Raw genomic sequence first — 25,400 nt, forward strand, 5'->3', positions numbered from 1 at the left:
TAATGATAGGAAAAGAAAAGAATTTTGGTCCGCTGACAGGCGTGAATGTGTTGGATATTTCCACGATGATCGCTGCTCCCTATGGTGCCACGTTGCTGGCAGACATGGGAGCGAATGTAACAAAAATTGAGTTGCCGAATAAAGGCGATACGTTGAGGACAGTCGGTCCTTGGAAAAATGGAGAGTCCCTGAGATGGCCTGGGCTTGCACGCAACAAAAAATCGATTACGTTAGATATACGTTCTGATGAAGGAAAAGAGATTTTTAAGAAACTAATTGGGAAAACAGATATTTTAATTGAAAATTTTCGACCGGGAACACTCGAAAAATGGGGATTGAGCTACGAAACCTTGAAAAAATCCAATTCTCAGTTGATTATGGTACGTATTTCCGGCTATGGCCAAACAGGTCCATATAGTTCCAAAGCGGGTTTCGGGACACCAGGCACTGCGTTTAGCGGCCATACGTACATTCAAGGATATCCGGATCGGCCGCCCGTTAGTCCATCCTACTCGCTATTGGATTATATTACTGGTGTTTATACAGCATTTGCTGCCGTCAGTGCATTGTATCATCGGGATACAATGGAGGGCGACTCGACAGGACAGATGGTCGAAATGGGATTATATGAATCACTGTTCCGTATGTTGGAATTTTTAATAGCGGAATATGATCAAACAGGGAATGTACGAGAGCGTAGCCCCGGTTTAGCAGGTCATTCAAGTCCAGCGGGTACGTATGAAACGAAAGATGGAAAGTTTGTTGTGCTTGTCTGCAGCACAGATCCTACATTTGAAAGGCTTGCGGAAGCAATGGAACGGACTGACATGCTTCAAGACGATCGCTATTCAACGAATGCGGCTCGTTTGCGGAATGATAAAGAAGTTCAAGAAATCGTAATTCATTGGATTAAACAGCATACGTTCAAAGAACTTCAAGAGAAATTGGATTCCTTCGGAGTTCCTGTCAGTCCAATTTTAAGTATTGCGGATATTTTCGAAGATCCGCATTATAAGGCGAGAGAAAATATTGTGGAAGTAGAACATCCACGATTAGGTTCTGTAAAAATTCCTGGAATCGTTCCGAAGTTCTCCGAAACACCAGGTTCAATTCGCCACCGTGCTCCGGAATTAGGGGAGCATACAGAAGAAATTTTAGGCGGCCAATTAGGATTGTCCAAAGAAGAGTTAGCTTCGTTAAAAGAGAAGGGAGTTATTTAAATGAGTTCATTAAAATTGCCGCCCAGCGTCACTATTTGTGAAGTGGCACCACGAGATGGATTTCAAGCAGAGCACAACTGGATCCCAACAGAAGAAAAAATTCGTATTGTTCGAGCATTAGCAAATACGGGTGTCCGTTCTATGGAAATTACGTCATTCGTTCATCCTAAAGCGATTCCACAATTAAAGGACGCAGAAGAAGTTGTACGGGGAACTGAAGATTTAACAAATTTGAAATTCCGGGCACTTGTTCCAAATGTTAGAGGAGCTGAGAGAGCTATTACAGCTGGCATCAAAAAATTAAAGCTCATGCTATCAGCGACGGATTCACACAGCCTCTCGAATGCAAATAGTCTAGTAGAGGATGCACAAAATGGGTTTGCTCCAATCATTGATTTGGCTGAAAAGCATAGTGTTAAGGTAGGAGGCTCCATTTCTGTAGCATTTGGCTGTCCTTATGAAGGAACGGTCCCACTCGAGCGTATTATCACAATAGTGGATCGATACAAAAACATGGGAATAGAAGAAATTTCTTTAGCAGATACGACTGGAATGGCAAATCCAAAGCAAGTATATGATTTTTTGGGAGTTCTCCAAAATGATTACCCGGGTATCGAATTTTCTATGCACTTGCATAACACGAGAGGAATGGCATTGGCAAATGCTTTTGCGGCATTGCAACAAGGCGTGACATTGTTTGATAGTTCCATTGCCGGACTGGGTGGCTGTCCATATGCGCCAGGAGCTAGCGGCAATATTGCAACAGAGGACCTCGTCCATGCTTTTGAAGAAATGGGCATAAATACAGGCATGGATATTGACCGTTTAATTAAGACAGCAAATGATGTCAAAGAATATTTGGGCCATGATGGAGGAAGCTACATGTTACAAGCGGGGCCTTGTTCTGCACTAAGTCCAAAAGTGGCGGCGCAAGAAAAACTGGAGTCATAAAAAACCGTACATAGAGTTTTATAACCCTCTCTAGTACGGCAAATAGGTCAATGTGGCTCATACAGATCCCAAGCTAGCTTTAAAGAATCCACAATATGGTCGGCAACTTCTTCAGCAGACCGATCATCAACCATTAAAGCGGAGTTATTTAATGAATATGCTCCTTGTCTCTCATGGAAGAGTTGTTCAATTTCGTCAATACTTCGGTTTTGCAATACTGGCCGATTTTCAATAAGTATACCAAGCCGTTCTTTCCACTCTTCCCAGGAAACGTCGAGGTATAAGACAGTACAATTGGCCAAACAAGCTTCACGTACTTCAGGCTGCATAAACGCGCCACCGCCAATGGAAATAATTTTGAGTTTGTGGTCTTCGCAATAGGTTTGGATCAATTCTCTTTCTCTATCGCGGAAAACTTTTTCGCCATGGATTTTAAAAATTTCAGTAGTCGACATGCCGAATTCGTTTTCGATATCTTTGTCGATATCAATGAATGTTCTATAAAGTTTTTTGGCAACGAGTTCTCCAATTGTCGTTTTTCCAACTCCCATGAAGCCGATTAAAACAATATTTTGCTGTCTAACTGGTATTTTTCCAAAAATCAAATCAAACACTCTTTCTAAAGGTGATAGGTATCTAAATTATAGTACAATGGCATATTCCTGTAAACGTCATTGAGTTGACATAATGCCATTATAGAAAAGAGTTCAAAAGTTTTTCGAATATTCCTTAGAAATAGATTGCAATCATAAAGAAATTTGGGTAACATTTTGAACAAATGGGAAGAGACCTTTGTATAATATTGCAAATTAAATTAGATCGATCTAACAAAAGGTAATATATAGTGAATTATAAAAATTAGATCGATCTAATTACTAGATCGATCTAATAAAACTATACGGAGCAGGAAGGTGAAATTTATGCCGGAAGGTCAATTAACGAAACGAGCATGTCCATTTGTAAATGGAAGATGGCTTATGAATAGCCGTGAAGAAACTGAAGTTAAAAGCCCTTATAGCAATGAAGTCATTGGGACACAGTTTCACGCAACGATGGAAGATGTGGAAGCCGCTTTAGAATCTTCTTTTATAGCAAAAAAAGCAATTGCAGAAATCTCGGCGTATGAAAGAGCAGTTATTTTAAGAAAAGCAGCCGACTTGTTGGATGAGAAAAAAGAAGCATTTGCAAAATTGATTTCTCTAGAACTTGGCAAGCCGTTAAAAAATACATTGGATGAAGTATCACGATCTGTCGAAACTTTGCAGTTATCGGGAGAGGAAGCGAAACGATTAGTGGGGGAAACGATTCCCGGCAATGCTTCCGAGCGCGGGACCAATTCGATCGCAATGACGTTTCGTGTACCAGTCGGTGTCATTGCGGCGATTACTCCTTTCAACTCACCGTTAAATCTAGTTTGTCATAAAGTTGGTCCTGCCTTTGCTGCAGGAAATGCGGTTGTTCTAAAGCCAGCTCCTCAAACTTCCCTTGTAGCGACAGCTTTAGTGCAACTCTTCTTAGAAGCAGGATTTCCTGAAAATGCGATTCAAATGCTGCTCGGCGGTGTGGAAATCGGTCAGACAATTGTAAAAGATGATCGAGTAAACGTTATTTCCTTTACAGGCGGTACCGTGGCAAGCCGAAATATTTGCAGTATCGCCGGGATGAAAAAAGTGTTGCTAGAGCTTGGCGGCAATGCGGCCACTATCGTTCATGAGGATGCGGATCTGGAAAGGGCGGCAAGACTTTGTGCACGCACGGGATATAGCAATTCTGGCCAGAGCTGTATTTCGGTACAAAGAATATATGTTCACCAATCTGTCGCTGTACAATTCAAAGAATTATTGAAGTCTGAAGTGGAGAAGTTAAAAGTTGGCGATCCTCTCTCTCCGGAAACCGATGTCGGAACTCTTGTCGATGAAAATGCAGCGAATAGAATTATGAGTTGGATTCAGGATTCTATTGAGGCTGGAGCAGAACTTGTAGCAGGCGGTAAACAAAACGGGGCGAATGTTTTACCTACAATTTTATACAATCCTCCCAAAACAGCAAATGTCGTATGCCAAGAAGTATTTGGTCCAATTGTGAGCATTTTGCCATACGAGCGAATTGAAGATGCAATTGAGGAAGCAAATGACTCGGAATTCGGGCTGCAAGCTGGAATATTTACAAATCAACTTGATTTGGCATATAAAGTCGCCCATTCACTTGAGGTCGGCGGCATTGTAATCAATGGCACTTCCAATTTTCGTCTCGACCATTGGCCATATGGCGGTGTAAAGAATAGTGGAATTGGCCGAGAAGGTCCACGATTTGCCATCGAAGACATGACGGAAAGAAAAATGATTGTTCTGCAACTGTCTTAAGAAAGATTTTTCTTATGTAATCTTGCATATGAGTGGAAGAAAGAGATTGCACCAAAAAGGCTGTTACATTGAAACGGCATTTCCTAATTTTTTGATGCTTCGGCGGTATTTTGTTTGTTTAATCTACGGCCGGAGTTTTATGGATTCATAGATAAGAGATTCAGAACAATTCAAATACAAGGAGGAACTCAATTTATGAAACAACTCATCGCTCGCCAGCTAGTGCAGTATTTGCAAGACCGCGGCGTGGAACACATCTTCGGATTATGCGGGCATACAAATATCGCGGTGCTTTCCGAGCTCGAAAAAAGTTCGATTAAGTTTGTCAACGTCCGCCATGAACAAATTGCAGCGCATGCGGCTGACGGTTATGCACGCGCGAAAAAGCAGACGTCCGTCGTTCTCAGCCATGTCGGTCCCGGCATGACCAATGCGGCAACAGGCGTAGCGAATGCAGCACTCGACTGCATTCCTATGGTTGTCATCGCAGGCGACATCCCGAGCCATTACTACGGCAAGCACCCGCACCAGGAAGTGAATCTGCAAGCGGATGCGACCCAGTATGAAATTTACCGTCCCTTTGTCAAGCGCGCTTGGCGTGTCGACAGCGCACATCTCTTCCCTGAGATTTTGGAGAAAGCGTTTCAATTAGCGGAATCCGGAACACCAGGTCCGGTTCTTGTGTCAGTTCCAATGGACATTTTCTCAATGGAGCTGGAGACTTCGTATTTTGACTTCCAATCCCATCATACGAAAGCGCTTCAAAAACCTTCCATGGATGATGAAACGGCGGAAGCGATCCTGAAAACATTGATCAACGCAAAGAACCCGGTCGTTTACGCCGGGGGCGGGGTATTGTTGGCGGATGCAGCGGAAGAGTTGGCCGAGTTCATCAACCATTTCGACTTCCCAGTGGCACACTCCCTAATGGGCAAGGGCGCAGTGGCGGACGACAATCCGCTCGTTCTTGGAATGACAGGCTTCTGGGGCACAGAGTTCATCAACCGGAAATGCCGCGAAGCGGATTATCTCTTCGGCCTTGGGACGCGCTTTGCGGAAGCGGACAGCAGCTCGTGGGAGAACGAATATACATTCGACTTCCCGAAAACAAAGCTTATTCAAATTGATATCGAAGCGAGCGATATAGGTCGCAACTATCCGGTCGAGCTCGGTGTTGTCGCCGACCTGAAGCAGGCGCTGACTGTGCTCAACCGCGTGGCGAAGCGTCTCTATCCGGAAGGGCGCCAAAACGAGACACTGAAACAAGAGATTGCAGAAAACAAGCGCCAATTCAAAGCGAGCAACGAATCATTCATTCAGGACAACTGCTTCCCAATGCAGCCGCAGCGCATCTTGGCAGAAGTGCGGGAAGTGCTGCCGCGCGACGCGTACATTACGACGGACGTCGGTTGGAACAAAAACGGCGTCGGCCAGCAGTTTGACATATACGAGCCGGGGACGATCTTTACACCGGGCGGCTTTGCGACAATGGGCTTCGGGGCGCCGGCCGCACTCGGCGTAAAAGTAGCGCGGCCGGACCGCGTCGTTGTGTCGCTGGTCGGAGACGGCGGTTTCGGACAGAACCCGGCGCTGCTGGCGACCGCAGCGGAAGAACATATTCCGGTCATCTGGGTTATCATGAACAACTTCGCCTTCGGTACGATTGCTGGGCTGCAGAAAGCACACTACGACACGACGCTCGGGACGCTGTTTACGAAAGACGGCGAGCCGTACTCGCCGGACTTTGCGGCAATCGCGCGTGCCTATGGCGTGGAAGGGATCAAGATCGAGAAGGCAGAAGAGTTTAAGCCGGCCTTGGAGCAGGCAATCGCAGCCAACAAGCCGGTTGTCATCGACGTGGCGATGCTGAACAACCCGGTGCCGACAGCAGGCCACTGGAACATCATGGATATCTATTCGCCGAATAAAAAAGTGCATCATGTTTCTACGAATTAATTGAAAGCATGCTAGACATTTATGAATGGAGGATTTCAATTGCAAAACCAATTTTCTTTGGCGCAACTTACAGTTCTTGAATGTGCTCCACCAGAAATGACATACCTTGCCGCTCGGGCGGGGTATGATTTTGTAAGCTTCCGACCAATCTATATGGGGCTGCCGGGTGAGCCAAATTATGCGCTCGCAGAAAACAAAGAAATGATGAAGCAAACAAAGATAGCGCTCGCAGACACTGGACTTAAGTTGCTGGATATTGAACTCGCGCGAATTTTTGATGGAGTGGATCCGAAACGATACGTTTCTGCGATGGAAGTGGCGGCTGAACTGGGGGGCCGGCATGTCCTAAGCAGTATCTGGACAGATGATCGGAGCTTTGCCATTGAAAAATTTGCAGAATTATGCGAACTGGCAAAACCATTTGGGCTTACAGTTGAATTAGAATACGTACCGATTGCTAGTATTACAAATTTAGCAGATACATTATCTGTCTTGCGGACTGCTAACCAAGAGAATGCAGGCATAATGTTAGATATTCATCATTTTCATCGAGCTGGAGATAAGGTAGAGGATTTGGATACTGTGCCCCGTGAATGGTTCCGCTATTTGCATTTATGTGATGCACCTGGTGAAATCCCAGCATCACATGAAGAAATGACTCGAATTTTGCGCGAAGAACGTTCATATGTCGGGGAAGGTGGAATCGATGTTGCAAGTATAGTTAACCGCATTCCAAGAGTTCCTTATTCGATTGAGTTGCCAAATATCAAACGAGTAATAGAACTCGGCTATGAAGAGTTTGCTAGACGTTGTTTGGTAACTGCGAAAGAATATTTAAATGCACATCCCAGGGCAAATGATGTTTATACAATACCAGGGAATGATGCACGTTCAAATATTGAAAGATAGAAAAAAAGACGTTCGGCTAACCGCTAGATTAGCCGAACTTTTTTATTGAAAAATCAGAAAAGTATTTATAGACTTTGTTTTTGGTCTATGATATCTTAACTATTAAGTTCTAATACATGGAATAGAGTTCTATTCTATGAACCAATTTATTTGTAAGAAGTTAATCTGAAGCAGTAAAAAGTTAAGGGGAGCAAAGTTTTGTACATAAACAAAAATATAATTTACAAAACATAATGACAATTATCTTAAAATATGATATTCTTTATTCAGTGTTCCGCCTAGCAGTAATTTAGTTCCATCAGATGGTACAAATTTGTTGCGATTTCTAAACCTCTATTCAAAAAATGATTTAATATTAGATCGATCTAAAAATTGAAAGCGCTGTCGTACAACTATTGATAACGGCATTCAAATAGGAAAGCCTCCTAGCGATCCAGTTATATAGAGTGAATTAGGAGACGATTTTCTGCATGTTCACTGCGGAACAATAGAGGGACACTAAATTAAAGTTTATTGAGAATTAAGCGGGGGAGTGTGAGATTTGAAAACATTTATCATTCTCATGGATAAAATCAACTTTTTATTGAAAATTCTTTTGGGGACTTTCTTGGCAATCGCTTTAATCGTTCTTACATGGCAAATTGTCGCTAGGGCTGTTTTTAACGCTCCATTAACTTGGTCGTCCGAATTGTTGCGTTATTTACTCGTTTGGATTACCTTCTTAGGAGCAGGATTGGCGATTCGTTATCAGAAATTAATTCGCTTAGAATTTTTATTTTCAATGATTAAATTTCCGCCAACCTTTGAAAAAGTAATTCGCTCCTTAGCTGTAATTATCACAATGGTATTTTGTGTGGTCATCTTGCTATTTAGTCTTCAAATTTTGGAAATCGTTCATTTGCAAAAATCTGCTGCCTTGCATATTCCTATGTCTATTCCATACTTAGCCATCCCCTTTGGCAGCTTGATCATGCTTTTTAACACATTGGTTGCTTGGCTCGAAGGCGACTGGGATAAGGAAGGAGGCGAAGTTATCTAATGGGTCCACTGCTGTTATTTGGTTCATTCATGTTTTTTCTAATAATTAGTGTGCCAGTGGCTATATCTGTTGGACTATCTTCTGCAATCATGATTTTTCAAGATGGCATGCCTCCGACAATTATTATTCAGCGACTATTTACGACAATTGATTCTTTCACTTTGTTAGCAGTTCCTTTTTTTATCTTGGCGGGTGCTTTGATGGAGAAAGGAGGAATGTCCAAACGTTTAGTTGACTTTGCTTATGCAATAGTGGCATCCCGAACTGGCGGGCTAGGAATGGTGGCCGTATTAGCCTGTATGTTTTTCGCTTCGATTTCTGGATCGGGGGTTGCAACGGTAGCCGCTGTCGGTTCTATTATTATTCCTGCGATGGTTGCTAAGGGGTATGATAAAGGTTTCGCCTCGTCAACAGTTGCGGCAGCGGGAGAATTGGGAGTAGTTATACCTCCTAGTATCCCACTAATCCTATATGGGGTAGCCGCCGGTGTATCTATCAAAGATTTGTTTTTTGCTGGCATTATACCAGGAGTAATGATCGGATTTTCTTTTATGCTATTGGTATATATAGTTGCCAAAGTGAAAAACTATTCCGGAGACACGGGATATACGTGGAAAGAAAAGTTTATTTCTTTTAAAGACGGAGTTTTAGCCCTCATCATGCCATTCATCATTCTTGGCGGTATTTATAGTGGTATTTTTACACCGACAGAATCTGCAGTAGCAGCTTGTGTATATGCGCTTATTATTGGGCTCTTCGTATATAAAGAGTTGAAGTGGAAAGAGCTACCCCAAATCTTCTATAATGCGGCATTAACAAGTTCAGTTGTTTTGGTCATCATCGCAAATGCAGGTTTATTCGGCTGGATTTTAACAAGCGATGGCGTTCCACAAACCGTTGCTGAATGGTTTAGTGGTATCTCAAATAATCCTATCATCTTTTTGCTAATAATTAATTTGCTTCTCTTTATCGTCGGTATGTTCTTTGATTCCGGAGCAGCTATTCTCATTTTGGCACCGATTCTCGTTCCAGTTGCCATCACTTATGGGATCGATCCAATTCATTTTGGCATTGTCATGATTGTAAACTTGGCTATGGGTATGATTACACCGCCATTTGGGGTCAATCTCTTTATGGTAAGCCAAGTTGCAAATATCCGAATGGAGCAATTGTTGAAGTACACAGCTCTTTTTGTAGGAGTAATGATTATCAATATCCTACTATTAAGTTATATTCCAAGCATTTCGACTTGGCTGCCCCAAGTGTTTACTAAGTAAACTTTTACAAATGTTGAAAGCGGTTTGCCTAGTGTTTTCTAGGCGGCCTTTCAAAATATATATATACAAAAAGGAGTGGGAAAGTGATGAAAAAGTTGTATTTCGTCATGTTGCTAATGCTTGCCCTCATTTTGGCTGCATGTGGCGGTGGTGGGCAATCAGATTCTAGTGAAGGAGCGACTTCAGCAGAGAGCAAACCGGCCGAGAGTTCAAGCGGTTCATCTGGAAAAGCGACTATCATGAAAATTGGATCAACTGACAAAAAAGACGTTGCGATGGGTAAAGCAATGTACAAATTTAAGGAAGTGGTGGAAGCTGAGACAAACGGTTCCATCACAGTAGAAGTATTTCCCGACAGCCAACTTGGCGGAGAACGGGATATTATTGAGGGAATTCAGCTTGGCTCTATTCAAGGCGGACCAATTGGTGCAGCAGTTATGTCAAACTTCTCGCCACGTTTCAATCTTTGGTCTTTGCCGTTTATTTTCCCAACACGGGAAAAGTCGCATGAAATCTTAGATGGCCCTCTTGGACAAGAAGTATTAGCAGATCTAGAAGACATCGGCATGATAGGATTTAATTTCTGGGAAAGTGGAGTGCGCAACCTAACGAACAACGACAGTGATATTAAAACTCCAGAGGATCTAAATGGCTTGAAAATAAGAACATTGGAAAACCAAATTCAACTCGATCTTTGGACTGAACTTGGAGCAGTTCCAACCCCGATGGCATTCCCTGAATTGTTTACTTCCTTACAACAAGGGGTAGTCGCAGGTCAAGAAAATCCATTTAGCGTAATTGCAGAAGCAAATTTTTATGAAGTACAAAAGTATTTAACAGAGACTGAACATTTAATAGGAGTTAACCCTTTCTTGGTTAACAAAAAGTTCTATGAAGGGCTAACTAAAGAGGAACAGTCAGCCATTGAAAAAGCAGCTGATGAGGCACAAAAATTCCAGCGTGAAGAAAAAGCGAAGGAAGATGCACGTTATAAAGAACTCTTGATCGAAAAAGGAATGCAAATCACATCCTTGTCGCCAGAGGAGAGACAAGTATGGGCTGATAAAGCAAAACCAGTTTATGAGAAACATAAGAAAGAAATTGGTGAAGACTTAGTCGATAGACTATTAGAAGAATCGAGTAAATAAGCAATATATTCTGTTGGGCTGTCCAGAAAATGTTTTTACCGGTAGAGAAGCAAAAAGTGGCTTTGCTCGTGTTTCGCGGGTCAGCTGTCCTTACTTTTTGCTAGTAAATATCCTGGCAAATTAACTTTTCGGACAGCCCCTGTTTTTAAAATTGAATGAAAGGGCTGATCAAATTGCTGGAGTTGTTTATTGAAAAGCCTATGGAGCTTGAACTTAGGGATAATTGCGAAAAACGGACTCTAAACGATGAAGAAGTCCGAATAAAGGTAAAATACGGCGGCATATGTGGATCAGACCTGAGTGTGTATAGAGGTAAATTTTCACATGCGGTTTATCCGATTCGACCGGGGCATGAGATCGTTGGGACCGTTGTAGATAAAGGGGAAAATGCTCCGTATAGTGTAGGCACGCGTGTAGTCGTATTGCCAAATACATTTTGTTCGGAATGTAAGATGTGTCAACAAGGGCAAACAAATATTTGTAAGAATAAAAGATCAGTCGGAATTAATCAAGAGGGCGGTTTTGCGGAGGAATTCATTATTTCTTCTAAATTTGTCTTTCCGATCCCCGATGATTTGCCCGACGATCAAGCTGTCCTGATTGAACCGCTTGCAGTAGTGGTCAGTGGTTTAAATAAAGTAAAAATCTCTCAAGGAATGTCAGTAGCAGTTATAGGCACTGGAGCTATTGGATTATTAGCAGTCTCATTGGCATATTCATTTGGAGCAAATGTGGTCGGGATTGATTACAATGCAAAAAAACATGGGTTAGTTAGAAACATTGGGGATATAAAAGCAATTTATCCAAATGATATTACTACTGAGCAATTTGATCTTGTTATTGAGGCTGCTGGAACGGAAGAGGCTGTTATCCAATCCATCAATATATTAAAGCCTGGAGGGTCCATGGTAGCCCTAGGAATTACGGGTGATGTTACAATTCCTTATATCCAAGTTGTCCGAAATGATTTAACAATTCATGGTTCGATTATTTACAAATTTCCACAAGACTATGAAAAAGCGATCGAATATTTACAAGATCCAAAAGTAAACGTGAAACCGATCATTTCAAAAATTGTTCCCTTGCAAGAATATCGAACAGCTTTTCAGGAGGCTTTGTCCGGTAACTTTGGAAAAATTTTAATTGATTTTAATAGGAAAGGTGGATTTCGATGAAAACGGTGACAGTCGGATTAGTGGGGGCCGGTTATGCCGCTCATCTTCATGGAAGAGGCTATTCCAAAGTTCATGGTGTACAAGTGCGCTTAAAAACGATAGTCGATCTTGATGAACAACGCGCAAAAGAGATTGCGGATGCATATGGATTTGAAACCATTAGTACAGACTATCAAGAGCTTTTAAACGATGAAGAAATTGACGTGATCGATATTGTGACACCGCCTCATCTTCACTTGGCTTTTGCAGTACAAGCGATCAAAGCTGGAAAACATGTCATTTGTGAGAAACCATTAACAGGGTATTTTGGAGAGGAATGTGATGAGAAACCAATCGGCCATCAAGTTGCCAAAGCAAAAATGTATAAATCCGTTCTAAGAGAAATTGAAGAGGCCAAACAGGTGATTGCATCAAGTGATCGCTTATTTATGTATGCAGAAAATTATATTTACTCACCAAATGTGTTGAAAGCAGCGGAAATTATTCAGCATAAAAAAAGTAAATTACTATTTATGAAGGGTGAGGAAAGTGTCCGAGGATCCAGTTCTTCCGTTGCGGGAAATTGGGATAAAACAGGCGGTGGAGCCTTAATGCGTATCGGCTGTCACCCGGTTTCGGGTGTTCTCTGGTTAAAACAGGTAGAGGCAAAAGCAAGAGGCGAATTAATCTCTGTAGAAAGTGTCCATGCAGATACAGGCAATATTATTACGTCTTTAACCGATTATGACAAGCGGCATTTAACGAGCAAACCAATGGATGTAGAGGATTTTGCCAATGTCACGATTACATTTTCCGACCAAACAAAAGCTGTTGTTATGGCAAGCGACCATGTATTAGGTGGAACGAAGAATTATATTGAAATATATGCAAATGATGGTGTTATGCATTGCAATATTACTCCAACCGATAATTTAAGAACCTATTTCTTGGATCAAGAGGGTTTGGAGAATGTGTATTTTTCTGAGATGATGGATGAGAAATTAGGATGGAATAATTTGTTTGTAGCAGAGGAAATATTGAGGGGATATACTGGGGAACTGCAAGATTTTATGAAGTGCGTTGCAGAAAATAGGCAACCTCTTTCTGGGATAGATCTCGCATATGAAACAATTCAGGTAGTGTATGCAGCCTATTTATCAGCAAGTGAGGGAAGAAAAGTTTTTTTAGCGAATGAAATATAAAGTAAATAACACTTTAAGGGAACATTCTATGTTTTTTTGAAAATTTCTATTCTATGCTATTTTATATAATTTGTAATTTGTAAAAATAAATATGGTTTTTAATTCAAAATGAAGGGTAAAACAAAATATTTTTATAAATATAAATATATTATTGTATTTGTTAGAAGAATGAGTTAATGTTATGTCAACGCTTACATGGTAAAGGAGGGTAGAATAGCAAGATTAGATCGATCCAATTTTTAATTACAATCTATTAAAGTCGAAAAGTGAAAAATAAAAAAATAGATCGATCTAATAAAATTGTAAACGTAAATATCTAAAATAATACTTTAAAAAAGTGAAGAGGGGGCTATGAAATGAAATTTCGTATGTTAACAGTATTTTTAATTGCATTGTGCATGGTTCTTGCGGCATGTAATTCAGGTTCACCGAGTTCATCATCCAATGGGAGCGCAGGTGCAAAAGAATCTGATCAAAGTTCAGAAGAAAAAAAGGAATCCGCAATTGATGGCACCATGACAGGCGTTGTTCAATGGGCAGCGGGGGGAGCAGCAGACACAATTTCCCGTGCGATTGCTCCTCTAGCTGAAAAAGAATTAGGTCAATCGATTGTCATGACTAACAAGCCTGGAGCTACAGGCGCGATTGCACTTCAACATGTTTTAGACCAAAAGCCAGATGGAAAAACTTTATTATTTGCAGCAGAAAATCCAGCATTGTACGGAGTGCTCGACATTTCGAAGAGTGATTTTGAAGATCTTTATCCAATCAACATTTTCTCAGCTGCACAAACAGCAATTATTGTACCAAAAGATTCAAAGTACGATACAATGGCTGATTTAGTTGAAGATGCAAAAGCAAACCCTGGAAAAGTAAAAATGGGTTCAACTGGTCCAGGAGGACAGCCATTCGTTGTAGCAACAATGCTAAGTAGTGTAGTAGGTGCTGAATTTAACTTAGTTCCTTATGACGGTGATGGTCCGCTTGTATCTGCGATTCTAGGAAACCACTTAGATGCTTCTGCAGTTGGTTTGACAGCTGCAATTGAAAACGCAAAAGCAGGAAAAATTAAAGTTCTTGCTATTACGGATACAGACCGTGTAGATGATCTGCCAGACGTTCCTGCAATTACAGATGATGTACCAGAAATGGAGAAATTTTTGCCATGGGGTCCTTTTTATGGTGTTTGGGTACGAAACGATACTCCTGATGAAATCAAAGCAGAATTGACAGAAGCATTTAAAACTGCACAAGCCGCACCTGAATTCCAAGATTTCTTGAAACAAACTGACGGTGTTTCGCTAGGGTTGTCAGGAGATGAAGCAATTCAGTATTGGAAAGATTGGCAATCCAAAACGGCATGGATCCTTCACGATGCTGGAGAGTCCAAAGTTGACCCTGCTACTCTAAATATCGAGAAAAAGGAATAAACGACTATGCTAGTCCAACGAATCATTCCGGCTCTCTTATTTGTAATTGCAAGTACTTTACTCGTGTTATCGTTCTTCATTGATGGGCAAAAGGTTACTGATTTTTCTTCAGCGGCCTTTTTGCCTGCGGTAACTTCAGTTCTCATGCTTGTCTGTGCCCTTTTCATTATGAAAAGGGGAGTGGCGGCTCCTTCAACTCACTCGGTTCCAGAACCGGGTGAGGATGATGATGAAGAAGAAAGCTTAGTGGAAATTGAAGAAATCACCAAGAAACAACTCTATGTCCGTTTAGTTTCCTTTACTGTTGTAACGATCTTATTTGCATATTTAATGAACTTCCTGAATTTCTTATTCGTCTCCTTTTTGTTTCTATTCGGAGGCATGATTCTATTAAATAGGAAGAAAATCGTAACGGCACTAATCGTTTCCGTTATTATGTCAGGTGTGTTCTATTATCTGTTTTCGTCTATTTTCAAGATTGTGTTTCCCACGTAAGGAGAGTGTGAAATGATAGAGCAAATTTTAATACCTCTATTAGATATAAAGTTATTTTTGCTTGTAGCACTTGGGACGCTACTCGGATTTATCATCGGTGCTTTGCCTGGTCTTTCCGTCACAATGGGTGTGACGCTATTAGTCTCCCTAACATTTACGTGGGATACACTTTCTGCAATTGTCATCATGATCTCAGTCTTTTTCGGTGGAGTATATGGCGGGTCACGTACCGCTATATTAATTAATATACCGGGAACCGCCTCATCACTTGCCGCTACATTTGATGGCTATCCGCTAACCAAAAGAGGAGAGGCCGGGAAAGCTATTGGAATTGCCACAATTTTCTCAGTAATTGGCGGTCTGTTTGGGCTTATCATCTTGGCAACATCTGCTCCATTCTTAACAGATCTAGCCTTGCAGTTCGCTCCTCGAGATTACTTCCTCATTATGTTTCTCGGTATTTTATTAGTAGGAAGTTTGACGACTGATTATTTGCCAAAATCTATTTTTGTTGCGGGAGCCGGAATTATCCTCGGCTTAGTTGGAATCGACACTATGACTGGAGCGACCCGTTTTACGTTTGGGAACTTGGGCTTAATGGGCGGCATTAACTATATTGCATGCTTGCTCGGTTTGTTTGGATTAGCTGAAGTTTTTTTCCAACTGCATAATTTAGGGAAAAGTAAAGCGAATGTCGTAATTGGGAAAGTTTTGCCTCCTCTTATGTCTCTGTTCAAGTATTTGCCGTTGACACTCCGAACTGCCATCATGGGGGTCATTGTAGGTGCGTTGCCGGGAGCAGGTGGGGAAATTGCATCTTTGCTTGCGTATGACCATGCAAAAAGAACAACGAAAAAGCCAAATCGTCCATTTGGTAAGGGAGCTTATGAAGGCTTGATCGCTCCTGAAACTGCTGTTATGTCGGCAGTTGGGGGCGCTCTTATCCCAATGTTGACGCTAGGAATTCCGGGAGATGCGGTAACTGCTGTGTTGATTGGAGCTTTACTCATTCACGGGTTAAATCCTGGTCCGATGCTTTTAATTGAAACGCCGGATCTGTTCTGGGTTATTGTCGGAACGAGTGCAATTTCTCTAGTTTTTGTTCTGATTTGGGGTCTATCGGCTATCTCATTATTTGCTCGAGTAATTACGATTCCGAAGTATATTCTATTGCCGATTATTGTGTTTTTCACAGTCATCGGTTCCTACGGAATTAACAATAGCGTAACAGACGTATATTGGATGATTGCATTTGGGATCATCGGTTACTTTATGAAGCTATATAATTTCCCGGCAGGTCCGATGGTGCTAGGGATTATTCTTGGTCCGCAAATGGACGTATATTTAAGAAGGTCCATCATTTCCGAAGAAGGAAGCGTCCTTGGATTTTTAGGTAGCTTGGTTACCCATCCGATCAGCTTGGTGTTGACGCTGTTTATCGTCATTACACTATTTACTCAAACTTCGTTATATCGCAACATCAAGAATAAAATGTTTAAACCAAAACCGATTTCCTAATAGAATACTTTATTCTGCGGAGCCTATTATAATAGAAGAAACTCTGTACATTTTTAACGAAAACAACCTTTCTGCTGCCGGAGAGGTTGTTTTTTTACAGAAAGAAAATGATTTGTCTTTTCACTTGAAAAGCATTGCTAATTCTCAGAACTTATTATAAGATTACATTGAACGGGTTCCATTCTATAAAATCGAGTTCCGTTTTTAGAGACATACCAAAATACTCTTTTAAATAATTATTGGAGGAGATTGCATTGTCAAGTACTGAAATAAAACCAAAAACATTAACAGAAGAGCAACAACAAGAACTGGATTTAGCTTTTGAAAAAGCTAGAAAAGCGTTAGCAATTATTGAAACGTATGATCAGGAAAGAGTGGATCGCCTGTGCCAGGCAGTTGCTTGGGCGGTATCCAATAAGAAAACATTTGAGCGATTGACGGACATGGGGATCGAAGAAAGCGGTCTCGGCGATCCAGAGAGCCGTATGAATAAACGCTTTAAAATTCGTGGTATTTTAAGAGATGCGCTTCGCCAAAAGAGCGTTGGAATCATTGAAGAAATTCCAGAAAAGGGAATTGTTAAATACGCAAAACCTGCAGGGATTATTTCTTCTATCGTTCCAACAACAAATCCCGATTTGACACCTGCTGGTACAGCAATTTACGCAATTAAAGCTAGAGACGTTGTCATTTTCTCTCCACATCCACGCGCGAAAAAAACTTCATATGAAACAGTCCAAATTATGCGTGAAGCACTTGAAAGAGAAGGCGCGCCTGCAGATATCTTGCAATGTTTAACGAATGTTAGCATTCCAATAACAAAAGCATTGATGGAACGCGCTGATTTAGCACTTGCAACTGGCGGAAAAGATATGGTAAAGAGTGCATATAGTTCAGGAACTCCAGCATACGGAGTAGGGGCTGGAAACTCAACGATGGTTATTGATGAAACTGCTGATGTAGCCCAAGCTGCAAAAAACTCCATGTTGAGTAAAACATCTGACTTTGGATCGGGATGTTCAGCAGATGGAAACTTGATCATCAGCGACCAAATTTTTGATGACATGCTGAATGCTCTAGTAAAGGAAGGCGCTTACTTAGCGAACGAAGAGGAAAAAGAGAAACTTCGCAACGTAATTTGGGACAAAGACGGAAAACGTTTGCCATCCACAGTTGCAATCGCTCCGCAGCAATTAGCAGAAATTGCTGGATTCAGTATTCCGGAAGACCGTAAATTTATCGTTGTCCATGGAGATGGAATCGGGAAGGAGCATCCTTTCTCAGGCGAAAAATTGACAACATTGATGGCGGTGTATAAATACGAAGGGGAATTCGAAAATGCGCTTGATATGATGCGTGCGATTTACGAAGTGGGCGGAAAAGGGCATTCTTGTGGAATTTACTCCTACAATGATGACCATATCCATCGTTTAGCACTTGCTGCTCCTGTTAGCCGTATTATGGTTCGTCAGCCTCAATCAAAAGCAAATGCGGGAGCGTTTGATAACGGTATGCCGATGACATCAAGCTTAGGCTGTGGAACATGGGGCGGCAACATCGTTTCGGAAAACGTGCATTTAAAACATTATATGAACACGACTTGGGTTTCTCGTCAAATTCCTGAAGATCGTCCATCCGATGAGGAATTGTTCGGTGAATTTTATGAGCCGGAACTAGAGAATTAATTGAAGCATTGAAAATCAGAGATTGGACCAAATGAATGCCTAGATAGTTCATCTACTAGTCTCTGGCCAAACAGAGACCGGGCAGCTCATTTGCTCGGTCTTGTTTTAAGCAGACGTAAACTGCTTTTAGATCGATCTACTAAAAAACTTCAGAAGACAAGTAGGTGAATACCATGCTAGGATTGGTAATTAATAAACCAGGTGAACTGACGTTGCGGGAGATCCCGTCCAATACACATTTACAAGACAATGAGGTTAAGATCAAGACTATTTACGGCGGCATTTGTGGATCGGACCTTAGTGTGTTTCGCGGGAGGCTGGCACATGCAGTTTATCCTGTATGCCCGGGTCACGAATTGATTGGAACAATTTTAGAGACTGGTAAAGATGTAAGCTATCCTATCGGAACGAGAGTAGTTGTGTTACCAAATTCTTATTGTGGAGAATGTGAGTTTTGCCGTAAAGGAAGAACGAATATTTGTGAGAATAAAATAGTATTAGGTGTGAATGCGGACGGCGGATTTTCCGAGGAGTTTACCATAACGGACAAATACGTCTTGCCGATCCCGGATTCTCTTTCAGATAAGCGAGCTGTATTAATTGAACCTTTTGCTGTAATTGTCCATGCGTTAAATAAGGTAGAAATCAGCAAAGACACAACAATTGGCATTATCGGTTGCGGGACAGAAGGTATGTTAGCTATGACATTGGCCGCTTACCATGGCGCACAAATTACGGGCATTGACATTAATCCGGAGAAACTGGAGAAGGTGAAGTCAAGTTATCCTGGAGTTCAAACTTTACTGCCGACTGAAGCTGATGGCAAGGGGTTTGATATCGTCATTGAAGCAGCAGGGGTACGCTCTTCGTTTGAACAAGGAATTGACTTAGTTAAACCGGGGGGGACACTGATCGCTATCGGGCTTCCCGCCGAGGCAACCATCCCTGTCGTTCAAATGGTGCGAAAAGAGATTTCGATCTTAGGCTCTATTATTTACAATTTGCCTGGGGATTTTATTAAGAGTATCGATTATTTAATGAAAGAAGATTTGAATGTCGATGCAATCATCTCAAAAATTTATCCATATACGAGTTATAAACAAGCATATGAGGATGCTACGTCAGGAGAGTACGGGAAGATTATTTTAAATTTTAAGGAGGAAACAAATTGAAACAACTTATTGCTCGCCAGCTAGTGAAGTATTTGGAAGACCGCGGCGTGGAACACATCTTCGGCCTATGCGGCCATACGAATATTGCGGTGCTCTCTGAGCTCGAAAAAAGTTCGATTAAGTTTGTCAACGTCCGCCATGAACAGATTGCAGCACATGCGGCAGACGGTTATGCACGCGCGAAAAAGCAGACGTCCGTCGTTCTCAGCCATGTCGGTCCCGGCATGACCAATGCGGCAACAGGCGTAGCGAATGCAGCGCTCGACTGCATTCCGATGGTTGTCATCGCGGGCGACATTCCAAGCCATTACTACGGCAAGCACCCGCATCAGGAAGTGAATCTGCACGCAGACGCGACACAGTATGAGATTTACCGCCCATTCGTCAAGCGGGCCTGGCGGGTCGACAGCGCGCATCTGTTCCCGGAAATTCTAGAAAAGGCATTTCAATTGGCGGAAACGGGAACACCGGGTCCGGTGCTTGTGTCGGTTCCGATGGATATTTTCTCGATAGAGCTAGAGACTTCGTATTTCGACTTCCAATCTCATCATACGAAAGCGCTTCAAAAACCGTCCATGGATGATGAAACGGCGGAAACGATCCTGAAAACATTGGTCAACGCAAAGAACCCGGTCGTTTACGCCGGGGGCGGGGTATTGTTGGCGGATGCAGCGGAAGAGTTGGCCGAGTTCATCAACCATTTCGACTTCCCAGTGGCGCACTCCCTAATGGGCAAGGGCGCGGTGGCGGACGACAATCCGCTCGTCCTCGGGATGACAGGTTTTTGGGGAACGGAGTTCATCAACCGAAAATGCCGCGAAGCGGACTATCTCTTCGGCCTTGGCACGCGGTTTGCGGAGGCGGACAGCAGTTCGTGGGAAAACGAATACACATTCGACTTCCCGAAAACAAAGCTGATCCAGATTGATATCGAAGGGAGCGAAATCGGTCGCAACTATCCGGTAGAGCTCGGAGTCGTGGCCGATCTCAAGCAGGCATTGACAGTGCTAAACCGCGTAGCGAAGCGCCTCTATCCAGAAGGACGCCAAAATGAAGCGCTGAAACAAGAAATTGCAGAAAACAAGCGGCAGTTCAAGGCAAGCAACGAGCAGTTCATTCAGGACAACTGCTTCCCGATGCAGCCGCAGCGCATCTTGGCGGAAGTACGGGAAGTGCTACCGCGCGATGCGTATATCACGACCGATGTCGGTTGGAACAAAAACGGCGTCGGCCAGCAGTTCGACATTTACGAACCAGGAACGATCTTCACACCGGGTGGCTTTGCGACGATGGGCTTCGGGGCACCTGCTGCACTCGGCGTGAAAGTAGCGCAACCGGACCGCGTTGTCGTATCACTGGTCGGAGACGGCGGTTTCGGACAGAATCCAGCGCTTCTCGCGACAGCAGCGGAAGAAAATATCCCGGTTATCTGGGTCATCATGAACAACTTTGCTTTTGGAACGATTGCAGGTCTGCAAAAAGCGCACTACGATACGACTCTTGGAACGCTGTTCACTAAAGACGGTCAACCGTACTCGCCGGACTTTGCGGCAATTGCGCGTGCGTATGGCGTAGAAGGCATCAAGATCGAGGAAGCGGAAGAGTTCAAGCCGGCACTGGAGCAGGCGATCGCGGCCAACAAGCCGGTCGTCATCGATGTCGCCATGCTGAATAACCCAGTCCCAACTGCCGGACACTGGAACATCATGGACATCTACTCGCCAGATAAAAAAGTGCACCACGTTTCTACGAATTAATTGCTAAAAATAAATATTTGCAGCCTCCTGTATTGAGAAATACAGGGGGTTTTTCTGCATGATCTTCACGATTGAACTGATAGGCAAACTGCGTTACCTCAAGCAAACGCTGCATTTTCCGTACGCAATTAACCGCACACTTAGTAGGTCTACAAGCGCAGGAAAAGTGCCTCTCTGCAGTTAGAGCATAGCACATGGAAAAATAGTCTCACCAACACGAAAAGCAGGCGACAGGAAACATACTATTTCCGATCACCTGCTCAAATATTTCTCTTTTTTGCATTATTCCCATCTTATAAGTATGTACCCTAATGGCGATTAGAAAAAGGTAAGTAGATAAGCAATGCCAATTGCGATTCCCATGTAGAGGAGTGCAAACGGAATGTTCCACCAACCAATGCGATACGGGTTGACTCTTATAATTTCTGCTAAGATGGATAATGATAAGTTATAGGGACTATACATAACCGTAGCCACGCTCGATGCGATAAGTACGAGTGTTAAAGAAATACTGGATACTTCCGGTAGAATTGGTTGCAATAACTGTGCGATCAAAGTAATGGAGACCAAAGGATGAAACCCAATTAATGCTGATACTATAAAATATAAAGCTATTAAACAGAAAAACAATAAAGAGTGTTTCGATGAATCAATAAAAGCTTTTTGCAGAAATGCCAGATGGCCGGAATAAGTTAGCATGGCAACAAAAAAGCCGGCGCTTAAAAACATAAAAAAGTAGTTTGGTAAATTATTAGTCCGCTCGATCCAGTGGGGAATTGTAATTTGGAAATACCGTTTTGTCCGGCGGTTCAAAATTGCCCAACCAATTGAAATGGGCAATAGCAACAGGACAATGGAAAATAGATAGCCTTTATTAAGAATGTTTTGCAATACCGATACTGCAGATATGAAAATGATCAATAAGATAATCATTTCACTTACTTTCTTTTTCATCCTGCTAGTTGTGGATTCCCTCATTTCAAACGCAGTGACTGCAATTTCCTCTTGGTATCGATTCGAGGTGAAGGACAAGTCGATTACCATTAACAAAAATGCAATGAATAGTAAAATCGGTAAAATTGCTAAATACGTATTATTGGTCATATCCAATGAGATGCTGACCATGATCTCCATCGGGCTCCAAGAAAGACATAAAGCATAGCTACGCAAAAGACTTTGTGTTTTAAATTTATCGATCGTTAATTTAGGAAACTGGTTTAACGTTCGATCAAGCGATCTGCTTAAAAGGGGGATCGTTGCAATATTTAGAAAGAGACCGAGAAGATGAGTTACGAAAAAACTTCTAGTGTAAAGCTTTTTTAACTTCGTAATTCCTTGATCTAAGAAAAGACTTAAACTTTTATCATAACCACCTACACGAATTAGAGAATTGATAAAAGGCAGAAATAAAAAAAGAGAAAGCATTCCTAGCATAGTTTCAAAATTTAATAGAAGTTCAGTCCAAGGCAGATTGCTTTGAAAAAACAAAAATATACCGATTAGTAGAAAAACAATTCCCGAGACGAAATAAAGACCTTTAGCAAACCGGACTGATACTAGGAGCGCTAGGACCGCAAGTATTCCAATTGAATAGGAAAGTAAAGGGGACTCTATAAACCGGGATATGATATAAAGGATAATTATTGAAGAATAAACAACAAGACGCATAAAAATACTTTCCTTTCTCTCCACATAAATAAGACTAAAGGAATCCAAATAATTAGATTAATACCAATACATTTCTATGTATACGTAAATTTATGGCCCACTAAAACATGGAAAGAAGCCGCCAACAAGATATACTCCCTATTAACGGCAATGGGACATCTTAGTCTCGAATGATTAACTCAGGTTGTATTATTATTTTTTCTCCTTTTTTCCCGCTATTCGAAATTCTGCTTTGCAACAAATTCGCAGCCTCAATACCAATCTGCCTGGCAAACGACGAAACAGTTGTTAGGGCAGGTTGCACGATTTCTGATTCAGGGACATTGTCAAATCCAACGACCTCTATATCTTTCCCTATTGTAATTCCTGCTTTTCGCAATCCAATAATAACCCCAAACGCGACTAAATCACTAAAGCAAAATATGGCCGTGGGAAGATTGTCTTTTAATTTGCTGAGCAGTTCTTCAACTGCTTCCGAACCAGCCTGTTTATTTATAGCTCCGGGGAAGATAAGGGTGTCTTCTATGGAGAGCCCCTTTTCTTCATGTGCAATTCGGTATCCTTTCATCCGTTCTGTCCAAGTCGAGGATTCCATACGACCGCCAACAAAGGCAATCCGCTTATGTCCTTTGTCGATTAGATGTTTGATTATCATTTGCGTTCCTAGATTATAATCTACTCCGGCGTAGTCGAAATCGCCTTGAGGTAGCTCACGTACTGTTAGGACAACTGGGATGTCTAATTTTTTCAGTCGTTCGGCAGTATCTTTTCCCTTTCCAGATACCGGAACTAAAATAATTCCGCCGACCCGATGCTCTAGCATGGTTGAAATGAGCCGGTCTTGTTTTGAATGAGAATCAAATGTCGTTCCTAAAAGGCCAGTATAGCCTTCTTTTTCAAGCTCTTCAGAAATCCCGATAAATAAATCAGAATAAAATGTGTTAGCGATATCCGTAATAATAATGCCGATTGTCGTTGATTGTTGGGAACGTAGATTTGCTGCTACACGATCATACACATAGCCGAGTTCATTCATAGACGCCAAGACTTTCTTACGCGTAGCCTCGGAGATAGACGGGCTATTGCGGACAATTAGGGAGGCGGTCGATCTGGAGACACCTGCATGTTTCGCAACCTCTTGTAAGGTAACTCGGTTTTTCTTTGTTGGTCCTATTGAAATCACCTGCTAACTAAAGTAGTTTTAAAGCGCTTCCTCTTGAGCAATATATAATTGCTCGAATAGCACAGTTTGCTTACGACACTCTATTGGATCGATCTAGGATAGGGTTTTTATAATTATCAGAATACCATATATATTTTCGATCGTCTAATTCAGTAATTAGTTTAAAATATCACTAGAGAATAGAAAAACTTGACGCTGTATATGAAAGTTTACTATTCTGAAATAAACTGGGCTAACCAGTAGTCCGTTTCATTATACTAGAGGAGGCGTATAAATTGCAAAAAAATGAAATCGGCAAAACTGGTCTTTTTGTCAATCCGATTGGATTAGGTACGAATGCCATTGGGGGACATAACCTTTACCCGAATTTGGATGAACGAGCTGGAAAAGAATTGGTGCACTGAGCGCTGCATGCAGGGGTTAATTTTTTGGATACCGCCTTTATTTATGGGCCGGAACGTTCGGAGCAATTAGTAGGGGAAGTCATCCAAGAGACAGGGGTGCGGAATGAAGTAATTCTGGCAACGAAAGGTGCCCAACACATTACGGAAGAAGGAGTTATTTTTGATAATTCCCCATCCTTTTTACGACAGGCCGTGGAAGGAAGTTTAAATCGATTGCAAACGGATACAATCGATTTGTTTTACATTCATTTTCCAGATGATGATACTCCGAAGTACGAAGCAGTAGGGGCGTTAAAAGATATGAAGGATGAAGGGAAGATCCGAGCGATCGGCGTCTCTAATTTTTCACTCGATCAGCTTAAGGAGGCCAACTTAGACGGATATGTCGATGTATACCAAGGGGAATACAGTTTGTTGAACCGGGGGGCAGAAAGAAATTTGCTGCCATATGCAAAGGAACAAAGCATTTCGTTTGTTCCATTTTATCCATTGGCATCCGGCCTATTAAGTGGAAAATATGATAAAACTGCAAATTTCATTGATTTCAGAGCGAGGCTGCCGCATATCAAGGGTGAATCTTTCAAGCAAAATATTGATAAAATCGATCAGTTACGCAAGCTGACAGAAAAAAAGAATGTTGAGATGGCGCATATTGCACTTGCATGGCTATTAAGCCGAGAGAGTATCGATGTCATCATTCCAGGGGCGAAACGGTTTGAACAACTAGAAAACAATTTAAGAGCAACAGAAGTACAGCTGACAAAAGAGGAACTAAAAGAAATAGAATCTATCTTTGACTAAGATCTCAATAAAAGTTCAGAAATATTGGTATTGTAAAAGAAATGGAGTTAGGCTAAAATGAAAATTAA

General features: G+C 41.9%; 19 protein-coding genes and 1 pseudogene. 17 read left to right on the top strand and 3 right to left on the bottom strand.

Going from position 1 to position 25,400, the window contains the following annotated elements:
• Positions 1-2: 2 nt before the first annotated feature.
• Positions 3-1,220 carry a CaiB/BaiF CoA transferase family protein gene (locus MKY41_RS02780; RefSeq protein WP_340743596.1) on the top strand — a complete coding sequence of 406 codons (1,218 nt, stop codon included), beginning with the start codon at positions 3-5 and terminating at the stop codon, positions 1,218-1,220.
• Entirely contained in the window at positions 1,221-2,171 is a 951-nt protein-coding gene (locus MKY41_RS02785; RefSeq protein WP_340743597.1) for a hydroxymethylglutaryl-CoA lyase, read from the top strand.
• Positions 2,172-2,218: 47 nt separating this feature from the next.
• Here the strand turns inward: MKY41_RS02785 and MKY41_RS02790 are convergent, their stop codons facing one another.
• A complete protein-coding gene (locus tag MKY41_RS02790) occupies positions 2,219-2,722 on the bottom strand; it encodes a shikimate kinase (protein ID WP_340745613.1) in 504 nt (167 codons plus the stop codon).
• A 426-nt stretch (positions 2,723-3,148) separates the two neighbouring features.
• Between MKY41_RS02790 and MKY41_RS02795 the strand changes: the two genes are divergently transcribed.
• From MKY41_RS02795 to MKY41_RS02860, 14 genes are all read left to right on the top strand, one after another.
• Positions 3,149-4,534 carry an aldehyde dehydrogenase family protein gene (locus tag MKY41_RS02795; RefSeq protein WP_445683297.1) on the top strand — a complete coding sequence of 462 codons (1,386 nt, stop codon included), beginning with the start codon at positions 3,149-3,151 and terminating at the stop codon, positions 4,532-4,534.
• 195 nt (positions 4,535-4,729) lie between these two features.
• Positions 4,730-6,490: a thiamine pyrophosphate-binding protein gene (locus MKY41_RS02800; protein WP_340743599.1), complete on the top strand. Its 1,761-nt coding sequence runs from the start codon at positions 4,730-4,732 to the stop codon at positions 6,488-6,490.
• Positions 6,491-6,529: 39 nt separating this feature from the next.
• Positions 6,530-7,399 carry a sugar phosphate isomerase/epimerase family protein gene (locus MKY41_RS02805; protein ID WP_340743600.1) on the top strand — a complete coding sequence of 290 codons (870 nt, stop codon included), beginning with the start codon at positions 6,530-6,532 and terminating at the stop codon, positions 7,397-7,399.
• Between the two features lie 541 nt (positions 7,400-7,940).
• Positions 7,941-8,438, top strand: a complete 498-nt coding sequence (locus tag MKY41_RS02810) for a TRAP transporter small permease (RefSeq protein WP_340743601.1) — start codon at positions 7,941-7,943, stop codon at positions 8,436-8,438.
• Positions 8,438-9,715 carry a TRAP transporter large permease gene (locus tag MKY41_RS02815; RefSeq protein WP_340743602.1) on the top strand — a complete coding sequence of 426 codons (1,278 nt, stop codon included), beginning with the start codon at positions 8,438-8,440 and terminating at the stop codon, positions 9,713-9,715. The genes MKY41_RS02810 and MKY41_RS02815 overlap by 1 nt, the downstream gene beginning before the upstream one ends.
• Before the next feature lie 86 nt (positions 9,716-9,801).
• On the top strand, positions 9,802-10,863 hold the full coding sequence (locus MKY41_RS02820) for a TRAP transporter substrate-binding protein (RefSeq protein ID WP_340743603.1): 1,062 nt from the start codon (positions 9,802-9,804) through the stop codon (positions 10,861-10,863).
• A 173-nt stretch (positions 10,864-11,036) separates the two neighbouring features.
• Positions 11,037-12,038, top strand: coding sequence for a zinc-dependent alcohol dehydrogenase (locus tag MKY41_RS02825; RefSeq protein WP_340743604.1), 1,002 nt, complete (start codon positions 11,037-11,039; stop codon positions 12,036-12,038).
• Entirely contained in the window at positions 12,035-13,219 is a 1,185-nt protein-coding gene (locus tag MKY41_RS02830; protein ID WP_340743605.1) for a Gfo/Idh/MocA family protein, read from the top strand. Before MKY41_RS02825 ends, MKY41_RS02830 begins: the two co-directional genes overlap by 4 nt.
• Positions 13,220-13,575: 356 nt before the next feature.
• Positions 13,576-14,649 carry a tripartite tricarboxylate transporter substrate binding protein gene (locus MKY41_RS02835; RefSeq protein WP_340743606.1) on the top strand — a complete coding sequence of 358 codons (1,074 nt, stop codon included), beginning with the start codon at positions 13,576-13,578 and terminating at the stop codon, positions 14,647-14,649.
• Between the two features lie 6 nt (positions 14,650-14,655).
• Positions 14,656-15,144: a tripartite tricarboxylate transporter TctB family protein gene (locus MKY41_RS02840; RefSeq protein ID WP_340743607.1), complete on the top strand. Its 489-nt coding sequence runs from the start codon at positions 14,656-14,658 to the stop codon at positions 15,142-15,144.
• Positions 15,145-15,156: 12 nt separating this feature from the next.
• Complete coding sequence (locus tag MKY41_RS02845) at positions 15,157-16,662, top strand: tripartite tricarboxylate transporter permease (RefSeq protein WP_340743608.1); 1,506 nt, start codon at positions 15,157-15,159, stop codon at positions 16,660-16,662.
• Positions 16,663-16,916: 254 nt separating this feature from the next.
• Positions 16,917-18,347: an aldehyde dehydrogenase family protein gene (locus MKY41_RS02850; protein ID WP_340743609.1), complete on the top strand. Its 1,431-nt coding sequence runs from the start codon at positions 16,917-16,919 to the stop codon at positions 18,345-18,347.
• A 173-nt stretch (positions 18,348-18,520) separates the two neighbouring features.
• A complete protein-coding gene (locus tag MKY41_RS02855) occupies positions 18,521-19,519 on the top strand; it encodes a zinc-dependent alcohol dehydrogenase (protein ID WP_340745614.1) in 999 nt (332 codons plus the stop codon).
• Positions 19,516-21,276 carry a thiamine pyrophosphate-binding protein gene (locus MKY41_RS02860; protein ID WP_340743610.1) on the top strand — a complete coding sequence of 587 codons (1,761 nt, stop codon included), beginning with the start codon at positions 19,516-19,518 and terminating at the stop codon, positions 21,274-21,276. Before MKY41_RS02855 ends, MKY41_RS02860 begins: the two co-directional genes overlap by 4 nt.
• A 318-nt stretch (positions 21,277-21,594) precedes the next feature.
• Here MKY41_RS02860 and MKY41_RS02865 read toward each other — a convergent pair whose 3' ends face one another.
• Together MKY41_RS02865 and MKY41_RS02870 are read right to left on the bottom strand one after the other, a co-directional pair.
• Positions 21,595-22,944, bottom strand: a complete 1,350-nt coding sequence (locus tag MKY41_RS02865; RefSeq protein WP_340743611.1) for a hypothetical protein — start codon at positions 22,942-22,944, stop codon at positions 21,595-21,597.
• A gap of 160 nt (positions 22,945-23,104) precedes the next feature.
• A complete protein-coding gene (locus MKY41_RS02870) occupies positions 23,105-24,118 on the bottom strand; it encodes a LacI family DNA-binding transcriptional regulator (RefSeq protein WP_340745615.1) in 1,014 nt (337 codons plus the stop codon).
• Positions 24,119-24,402: 284 nt separating this feature from the next.
• On the opposite strand from MKY41_RS02870, the pseudogene MKY41_RS02875 reads away from it, so the two are divergent.
• Positions 24,403-25,332: pseudogene (locus MKY41_RS02875) on the top strand (aldo/keto reductase).
• Positions 25,333-25,400 lie beyond the last annotated feature (68 nt).

It is taken from the genome of Sporosarcina sp. FSL W7-1349, assembly GCF_038003045.1.
Lineage (GTDB): Bacteria > Bacillota > Bacilli > Bacillales_A > Planococcaceae > Sporosarcina.